The organism is Phaeobacter sp. CAU 1743 (assembly GCF_039839315.1).
Classification (GTDB): domain Bacteria; phylum Pseudomonadota; class Alphaproteobacteria; order Rhodobacterales; family Rhodobacteraceae; genus Phycobacter; species Phycobacter gallaeciensis_A.
The window spans coordinates 1-7,073 of record NZ_JBDOQR010000118.1; the positions used below are offsets into that span (position 1 = coordinate 1).

Annotated in this window: 8 protein-coding genes and 1 pseudogene; 2 read left to right on the top strand and 7 right to left on the bottom strand. The window is 62.1% G+C overall.

What is annotated here, in order from left to right; all coding sequences use genetic code 11:
- Positions 1–543: 543 nt before the first annotated feature.
- Together AAFO90_RS23465 and AAFO90_RS23470 are read right to left on the bottom strand one after the other, a co-directional pair.
- Positions 544–675 (bottom strand): annotated as a pseudogene (locus tag AAFO90_RS23465) (IS3 family transposase); the annotation flags it as partial.
- A gap of 116 nt (positions 676–791) precedes the next feature.
- Positions 792–1,676 (bottom strand): LysR substrate-binding domain-containing protein, encoded by an 885-nt coding sequence (locus AAFO90_RS23470; protein WP_347510989.1) that lies wholly within the window; start codon positions 1,674–1,676, stop codon positions 792–794.
- A gap of 133 nt (positions 1,677–1,809) precedes the next feature.
- Here AAFO90_RS23470 and AAFO90_RS23475 point away from each other — a divergent pair, with 133 nt between their 5' ends.
- On the top strand, positions 1,810–2,478 hold the full coding sequence (locus AAFO90_RS23475; RefSeq protein ID WP_347510990.1) for an NAD(P)H-dependent oxidoreductase: 669 nt from the start codon (positions 1,810–1,812) through the stop codon (positions 2,476–2,478).
- Positions 2,479–2,552: 74 nt separating this feature from the next.
- On the opposite strand, the gene AAFO90_RS23480 is transcribed toward AAFO90_RS23475, so the two are convergent.
- From AAFO90_RS23480 to AAFO90_RS23500, 5 genes are read right to left on the bottom strand one after another with little or no spacing between them, the layout of a single operon-like run.
- Entirely contained in the window at positions 2,553–3,254 is a 702-nt protein-coding gene (locus AAFO90_RS23480; RefSeq protein WP_347510991.1) for an urea carboxylase-associated family protein, read from the bottom strand.
- 2 nt (positions 3,255–3,256) lie between these two features.
- Complete coding sequence (locus tag AAFO90_RS23485; protein WP_347510992.1) at positions 3,257–3,958, bottom strand: polysaccharide deacetylase family protein; 702 nt, start codon at positions 3,956–3,958, stop codon at positions 3,257–3,259.
- Positions 3,873–4,445 (bottom strand): hypothetical protein, encoded by a 573-nt coding sequence (locus AAFO90_RS23490; RefSeq protein ID WP_347510993.1) that lies wholly within the window; start codon positions 4,443–4,445, stop codon positions 3,873–3,875. The genes AAFO90_RS23485 and AAFO90_RS23490 overlap by 86 nt, the downstream gene beginning before the upstream one ends.
- Positions 4,446–4,448: 3 nt before the next feature.
- On the bottom strand, positions 4,449–5,336 hold the full coding sequence (locus AAFO90_RS23495) for an ABC transporter permease (RefSeq protein ID WP_347510994.1): 888 nt from the start codon (positions 5,334–5,336) through the stop codon (positions 4,449–4,451).
- Positions 5,337–5,393: 57 nt separating this feature from the next.
- Positions 5,394–6,509: a spermidine/putrescine ABC transporter substrate-binding protein gene (locus AAFO90_RS23500; protein ID WP_347510995.1), complete on the bottom strand. Its 1,116-nt coding sequence runs from the start codon at positions 6,507–6,509 to the stop codon at positions 5,394–5,396.
- 105 nt (positions 6,510–6,614) lie between these two features.
- On the opposite strand from AAFO90_RS23500, the gene AAFO90_RS23505 reads away from it, so the two are divergent.
- Complete coding sequence (locus AAFO90_RS23505; protein ID WP_347510996.1) at positions 6,615–6,980, top strand: LysR family transcriptional regulator; 366 nt, start codon at positions 6,615–6,617, stop codon at positions 6,978–6,980.
- Positions 6,981–7,073: the final 93 nt, after the last annotated feature.

Genomic DNA, 7,073 nt, shown 5'->3' on the forward strand with positions numbered 1-7,073 from the left:
GCAAGCGACAAGCTCACGCCGCTCTGAAGAGGTAAGAAAACCGGGACGGATCATGCCGTTACTTGAATCGCGACCTTCTTGCACGTCAACCCTTCAGATCTCGGGTCTTCAGTGACTCCGGGTATAAGTTGGTGCGCTTCCACGAGAAGGCCGACCTCGCCTTTGGTCGCGCTGGGGTTGCCCCAAGGCTAGATGACATGGATGCGCGTTTTCTTGCCCAGTGCCGTGGGCTGGCATGGCCTCGTGACGCTTGCATACCGTTCTAAATTCTCATTTAGGTGGCTTGAGCCTTGAAGGCCAAGGGGCTGTCACAGTCCTAGGTTCAGTGCTGTCGGTGCGGATTGTAGAAGCCGTTGATGTATTTGAAGGCCGCAAGTTCGGAGGTTCCTCTCATCGGCCAGGACCGTTGCCAAAGCAGTTCGGCCTTTTTGCCTTGAAGAATGCCGCGACGGCAGCGTTATCGTCGCAATTTAGAGTTTCCTATATAAACGCCTGGAAGCCATGCTGGCGTAGAAAATTCTGACAGTTAGAGAACAGTATTGGCCGTCCAACATTCGGCCCTAGATCCTTCAACTCTTCGGTCATGCCTGGGCGGCCATAGCTACCCAGGGACAGGCGAAACTGTTCCCGGATATGCGCCAGGACAACCATCACGTTTTTCCTCGGTCGGCACGATGTCATCTGCGTTCTCCTTTGCGACACGATACATGGTCAAAGGAGCGGTACAATTCCGCGACAGGTTTAAAACACTTCCCAAATTCTAAGAACATCAGGCCGGTTTCGAGGCGGCTCTACCCGGAAGCCCGCGCCCAGTTTGCGAAATGCTCCACTTCGGCAAAGCGCGGATGATCGGCGCGGCTCACTGCCCAGAAGGTTCTGCCGGGCAAGTCCGTATCGGATAGGCGTAACAGCTGCCCGGTGGTCATAGCTGAGGCGGCCAGAACGCTGGACGCCAGCACCACGCCCTGACCTGCAAGCGCCGAGTCGATGGCATGGATTTCCTCGGAAAAGTGCTGCGTAACCTCTGGTGCCTCCCCCGTAAGCCCGGCAGCGCGGCACCAGCGTTGCCAGCTGGGCGCCGCTTCTGCGCCGCCACTCCAGCGGTATTCGATCAGCGGCAGGCGCAGGATACCGGCATCGTCGTTGACCGGACAGCGGCGCAGCAGGTCAGGTGCGCAGAGCGGGATCAGGCTGTCTTCGAACAGCGGCAACCATTGGCCTCCCAGCTCTGGGTGGAGGGCATAGCGCACCGCAAAATCGACATCGCCACCGGACAGGTCCACCGGCCGGTTGTCAGCCTCGACCTTCAGGTTCATCCCGGCCTCGCTGCGCAATGCAGGCAGCCGCCGCATGAGCCAGAGACTGGCGAAAGCCACCGTGACGGAAACCGTCAACGGGCGGTCCGTATCCCGCTCGGAAATCCCTGCGATGGTGTCGGCCATTCGGTCGAAACTCTCGCGCAGCACCGGATACAGGGCCTCGCCTTCCGCCGACAGGCGGATCGGGCGCGGATAACGATGAAAGAGTTTCACCTCGAGGATTTCTTCCAGCTGGCGGATCTGGTGGCTGATCGCGGTCGGCGTCAGGTGAAGCTCAGCGGCGGCACGGGCAAAATGCAGGTGTCGGGCAGCGGCTTCAAAGGCGCGGAGTGCGTGGAGCGGAGGCAGGCGCCGCATCGATCTTGTCCTTTCCGTTTGGGGTGCAGCCTGGATGAATCCTATTCATCCAGGCCCTGAGATATTCGCTTTCGCCAGTGGGTTGGCCGCTTGGTAGGCATGGCGCGAAGTGGAAAAACTCAGGAGATTTCCCATGCCCACTCTGTTGCGAATTGATGCAAGCGCCCAGCTTGAAGAACGCTCCCTCACGCGTCATCTGACCGGGCTGTTCACGCAAAATTTTCTGGCTCAGGCACCGGAGACGAAAGTGATCACCCGTGATGTCGGCTTGAACCCGATCCCCGCGATCGACCATAAATTCATTCACGCGGCCTTCACCCCGCCCGAAGAGCGCGAGCCGTGGATGAGTGAGCGTCTGGCGCTGTCTGATGAGCTGGTCGATGAGGTGATCGCGGCGGATATCGTCGTCCTCGGCGCGCCGATGTACAACTACGGCATGCCGACCGCCCTGAAAGGCTGGATCGACCATATCGCGCGGATCGGCCGGACCTTCTCCTTTGATCTGGCGCGTGGCGACACCCCGATTGAGCCGATCCTGTCGGGCAAGCGGCTGGTGGTGCTGTCCTCGCGCGGCGAGTTCGGCTTTGCTCCGGGCGGTGTGCGGGCGCATCTCAACGCGCTTGACCCGGCGCTGGCGGCCTGTGCGCATTACTTCGGTGTAGCGCAGGCGGATATCGATACCATCGCGATCGAATATCAGGAGTTCAAGGACGCGCGTCACGAGGCCTCGGTTGAAACGGCAGAGACCCGCACCCGCGCGCTGGCCGCGAAGCTGGCCGGTGGGGCGGCAGAGGCCGCCTGAGGCATCCGTCTGCGACGGTAAAATCGGGGGGCGCGGATTTCGATCCGCGCCCCCAGTGTTTTGTGCGACCGAGGTCACTCAGTGTCCTGATGCAGCTGGACTTCCAGCGCGCTCGGCTGCGCATCCTCGCCATTGATCGGCAGCAGATCCATCGGGCAGCAGGAAATCACCACCACGGCGTCCATTTCCGCGCGGAACAGCACATGGTCGCCCTTGCTCGAAACCGGAGCCCGCCATTCCATCGCGCCATCGTCGACCACCGGCGTGTTCATCCAGAGGTTCAGCGGGCACGGCACCGATGTCGGACGCAGGCCGATGGCCCCCAGCGCCATGCGCAGGTTGTCGGTGCAATTGTCATGATAGCCCTCGTGACCCAGTTGCGCGTAGCGGAGCACATCGCAGGAGGCAACCAGCGTGTCGTGAACGCCGGGTGAGCTGTCCTCAACCAGCGTGAGGATCGGACGGCGGCGGTTGGTCACCAGCGCGTCGCCGGGGCGCGGCGATACGCGCCGCAGCGTCGGGCGCAGGTGCTCCATCGACAGGTATTCGTTGCAGTCGCCCTCGGCAAAGGCCCAGAAATCGCCGATCTGGCTGCCGTCGCGGTTGATGACCGACAAGAGTTCGCCCTTTTTCACGCGCATTGCCCGGCCCTGACGGGCGGGAATGGTGTAGGTGGTACCGGCACTGAGGCGGCCACCCTCTGCGAGGGTCTGATGCGCGCTCGGGTTCTCACCGTCGGGCCGTGCGGCATCAAAGGGGGTGTTGAGGCTATCCATCTTCATTTCTCCATCAGGACAGGATGTGGGTAGGGGGCGGCGGGCTCGCGGTGCGGCAGCCAGGTGCCTTCGGCCTCCTGACTGGCGGCATAAGCGGCGATCTCTTCCAGCGGAGCGAACCAGACATCGCCGCGCGACAGCACCTCTTCGAGCCAGCGCTCCACCACCCGCCAGCGGGCCAGCCGCCCGGTCAGGAACGGGTGCCAGATGCCGATCCAGAGGCCGCCGGCCTCGTATTGCGCTTCGAACTCGTCAAACGAGGCCTCCAGCCCGCGGCGCGGCGACATCACCGGCATCTTATAGCCGATCTCGTCGAAATGCGCGAAGGGCGGCCAGTCGTCGCTGCCCCAATGCACCGGCAGCTCGTAGAGAGAGCCCGTTGCGGTGTCGATCCGGTAGGGCAGATCGTCCGCCATCATCGAGCTTTCATAGGTCAGCCCGTGTTTCACCGCGAGCGACAGCACTTCGGGCGTGACGTTATAGACCGGGGCGCGATAGCCGCGCGGGGTGCTGCCGGTCATCTTCCGGTGCACCTCAAGCGCGCGTTGGAACCAATAGGTCTGTTCCTCGGCGCTCTGTTCGGCTGGGTCTTCGTGCAGATACCCGTGGTGGCCGATCTCATGGCCGCCCGCGAGGATCGCCTCGACCGTCTCGGGGTATTGCTCCATCACCCAGGTTCTGCGCTGCAGTTTCCAGCGTCTCATCCAGCTGCGCCAGCCGCAGACGGCAGACCGCCATCGCAAAGGGCGCGGCGATCACCACATGGGCGGCGATCACGGCCGCAAGCGTGCCGGCTATGCCGATGCGGGAGAAGAAGGCCAGCATGGCGAGGCCAAGGATAACCAGCGGAACCGTCGGCGGCAGCAAGGCCAGCGCGAGCACAGCCTTCTGTCCAAAGAACCGGAAACGATAGTCCGCATAGGCTGCGGCAAATCCCAGGGTTGTGGCGATCAGCGCGGTAATCCCGGCAACCGTCAGGCTGTTCCAAAGGGCCTCTAGCATGGCACGATCGGTCAGGACCTGCGCGTACCATTTGGTGCTGAACCCGGACATATCGAGGCTTGGGAAACGGTCGGCGCTGAAGGAAAACAGGACCGCCGACAGGATCGGTGCGTAGAGCAGCAGGAAAACCAATGCGAGTCCGGCAATCCAGAAGGCTTTTGGCAAGGCGTGTTTCAGATGCGGAGGCATGTCTTATCCTTTCTCGCGGTAGGCCCAGAGGACGGTTACAAAGGCGGTGACTAGCAGGCTGGCGATCATCAGTAGCGAGACCACGGCGGCGCGCGGCCATTGCTGACCGGCCCGGACAAGGTCGGTCACGAGGATCGGCAGGGTCTGGAAGGTGCCACCGCCCAGATAGGAGGCGCTGACAAACTCGGCATAAGACAGCAGGAAGGCGAACAGCAGCCCCAGCGTCAGCCCAGGCCGGGCCGCAGGCAGGATGACGCGGAACAGGATGGCTCCGGGACGCGCGCCAAGGTTGGCAGCAGCCGAAATTCCGGTCCGGTCCACATTGGCAAGGGCGATGGTTTGCAGGATCAGTATGACCGGCAGCGCCAGTGTTGCGTGGCCGAGGAACAGCGCGAAATAGGTGTTGAGAAGGCTCTCCCCCTTGCCGCCTATCGCCTGAACGATAGAGGAGATCACGCCGCCCTCTGTCAGGAAAACCTGCCAGGAATAGATACGCACAAGATAGCTTGTGAAAAACGGCGCAATCGCAAGTCCGAGCAGGATCAGCCGCTGGCGCGGCGCGGCGACAAAGGCCATCGCGTAGGAGGCCGGAAAGGCCAGCAGCGAAATCGCGACAGCGCTGGCCATCGACAGCCCGTAGCTGCGCCAGAAACTGGCCCAGAGGAAATCGAGGCCCAGAACATAACGCCAGGCCGACAGCGTGGCGTCCGGCGTCAGCCGGTAGTTCACCACAGACCAGAATGAAATCGCCACCAGAAGGCCAAGCGGCACTGCAAAGAACAGCAGCAACCAGGCAGGCAGCGGCAGGACCCAAAGCGCCTGCCAGGCACGATTGAAGAAGAAGTGGAACCGGCGCCCCGAGGTGCGGGCAGGGAAAGCAGGGGAAGTCATGTCGATATCTCCGATAGGGCTGCGGCCCCGACGATTACGCCGGGGCCGGACCGGACATCAGGCGTTCTTGTAACGCGTCCAGGCGTCGTTCCAGGCCTCCAGCGATTGCTGGACCGGAAGCTCCCGCAGGCGGATACGCCCGGCGCGGATTTCATCGAGCGCATTGGGGCCGTTCAGCACCATGTTCTGACGCTGTGCCTCGCCCGGCAGTTCATCATTCAGCCGCGCCCAGCCCGCCCGTGTCGGGATCATCGCCGGATAGGCCTTGAGCGTGGCGGTCTTCACCTGTCCTTCGGGGGAAAGCATGTACTGGATGAATGTCCGGGCCAGATCCTGGTTTTCCGACCGCGTGCCAATCGACAGCGACTCGGTCCATTGCAGGCCGCCTTCCTCGGGGATGGTTGTGGTGACATCCGCGCCATCGCGCGCCAGCACGCCGGTGATCCAGTCCCCGATGCCGGGGATTGCGGAAACCTCGCCCGAGCGCAGCGCTGACAGCATCCCGCCGTAATCATAGAAACCACGCACCTGAGGTCGGAGTGACATCATCGTCTCGGTCAGTTCCGTCCAGTGCGCCTCATCAAGGTCAAACGGTGACGCGTTGCCATTGAGAAGGCTCAGCGCGCCCAGGTTGGGCAGGTGCCAGTCGAAATGGCCGATCCGCCCCTCATGCTGAGAGCCCCACATGCTGCGATAGCTGCGGGCTTCCGCCTCGCTCATCGCGGCGCGGTTATGGGACAGGCCGAGGAAGCCAAACCGCAGGAAAACCGCATAGGGCTGACCGTCGAACCAGTGACCGCGGAAGTTCTGGAACTCCGGGAAAAAGTCGTCGAACGGGTAATCCTCGGGTGTCAGCGGTTCAATGAAACCCGCCTGCTGCAATTGGACGACGTATTCCGCGTCCGACAGGATTACATCGTAGGTTCCGGCCGGAGACTGCGCGATTTGCGCGAGCATCTGGTCGCCGCCGACATATTCCTTGGCGCGGATGCGAACGTTATGCGCCTCCTCGAAGGCGCCGATCACATCCGGGTCGGCATGGCCCGCCCAAGTGAGCATCGACAGGGTGCGACGGCCCTGCGCACGCAGGATGGCCGGGCTGGCGATGGCGGCGGCGGCTGCAAGCCCCCCCTTGATCAACTGGCGCCGGGTGGTGATAATGTTACGTGTCATTTGTTCCTCCCTTTTCATTCCACAAGCTTCAGAAAGAGGAGGCCGAAAAACAAATGACCATTCTTCAGGCCATGCTGAGATTTCCTTTCGCCGGTGAGAAACACCATGCGTAAACTACCGCCGTTAAACGCAATTCGCGCCTTCGAAGCGGTTGCCCGGAGGCTGAGCTTTGCCGATGCAGGGGACGAACTCGGCGTCACCGCGACCGCTATCAGCCATCAGATCAGGCATCTTGAAGCCTACCTTGGGTTTCAATTGGTGGAACGCCGTCCGCGTCAGATCGCCCTCACGCCTGCGGGGCAGGAGCTGTTTCCCAAGCTGCAGACTGCCTTTGATACCCTTGGCGAAGCCTTCGCGATGCTCGACAAGGACGTCGAGCAGTCGCTGGTCCGGGTCACGACAACGTATGCCTTTGCGGAACGCTGGCTGGTTCCGCGTCTCTCAGAGCCCGATTTGAAACTAATTGAGTGAGTTCAGGAGGTTGTGTTTCTGTTCGGGTACGACACTGAACGGAGACCACGATGGCCTGGACCGAACTCACCCGCAGCCAGCATGCCCGTGAGG

Coding starts and splice junctions, on each gene's coding strand:
- AAFO90_RS23505 (WP_347510996.1), top strand. CDS start 6,615: ATGCGTAAACTACCGCCGTTAAACGCAATTCGCGCCTTCGAAGCGGTT.
- AAFO90_RS23500 (WP_347510995.1), bottom strand. CDS start 6,509: ATGACACGTAACATTATCACCACCCGGCGCCAGTTGATCAAGGGGGGG.
- AAFO90_RS23480 (WP_347510991.1), bottom strand. CDS start 3,254: ATGGATAGCCTCAACACCCCCTTTGATGCCGCACGGCCCGACGGTGAG.
- AAFO90_RS23490 (WP_347510993.1), bottom strand. CDS start 4,445: ATGCCTCCGCATCTGAAACACGCCTTGCCAAAAGCCTTCTGGATTGCC.
- AAFO90_RS23485 (WP_347510992.1), bottom strand. CDS start 3,958: ATGAGACGCTGGAAACTGCAGCGCAGAACCTGGGTGATGGAGCAATAC.
- AAFO90_RS23495 (WP_347510994.1), bottom strand. CDS start 5,336: ATGACTTCCCCTGCTTTCCCTGCCCGCACCTCGGGGCGCCGGTTCCAC.
- AAFO90_RS23475 (WP_347510990.1), top strand. CDS start 1,810: ATGCCCACTCTGTTGCGAATTGATGCAAGCGCCCAGCTTGAAGAACGC.
- AAFO90_RS23470 (WP_347510989.1), bottom strand. CDS start 1,676: ATGCGGCGCCTGCCTCCGCTCCACGCACTCCGCGCCTTTGAAGCCGCT.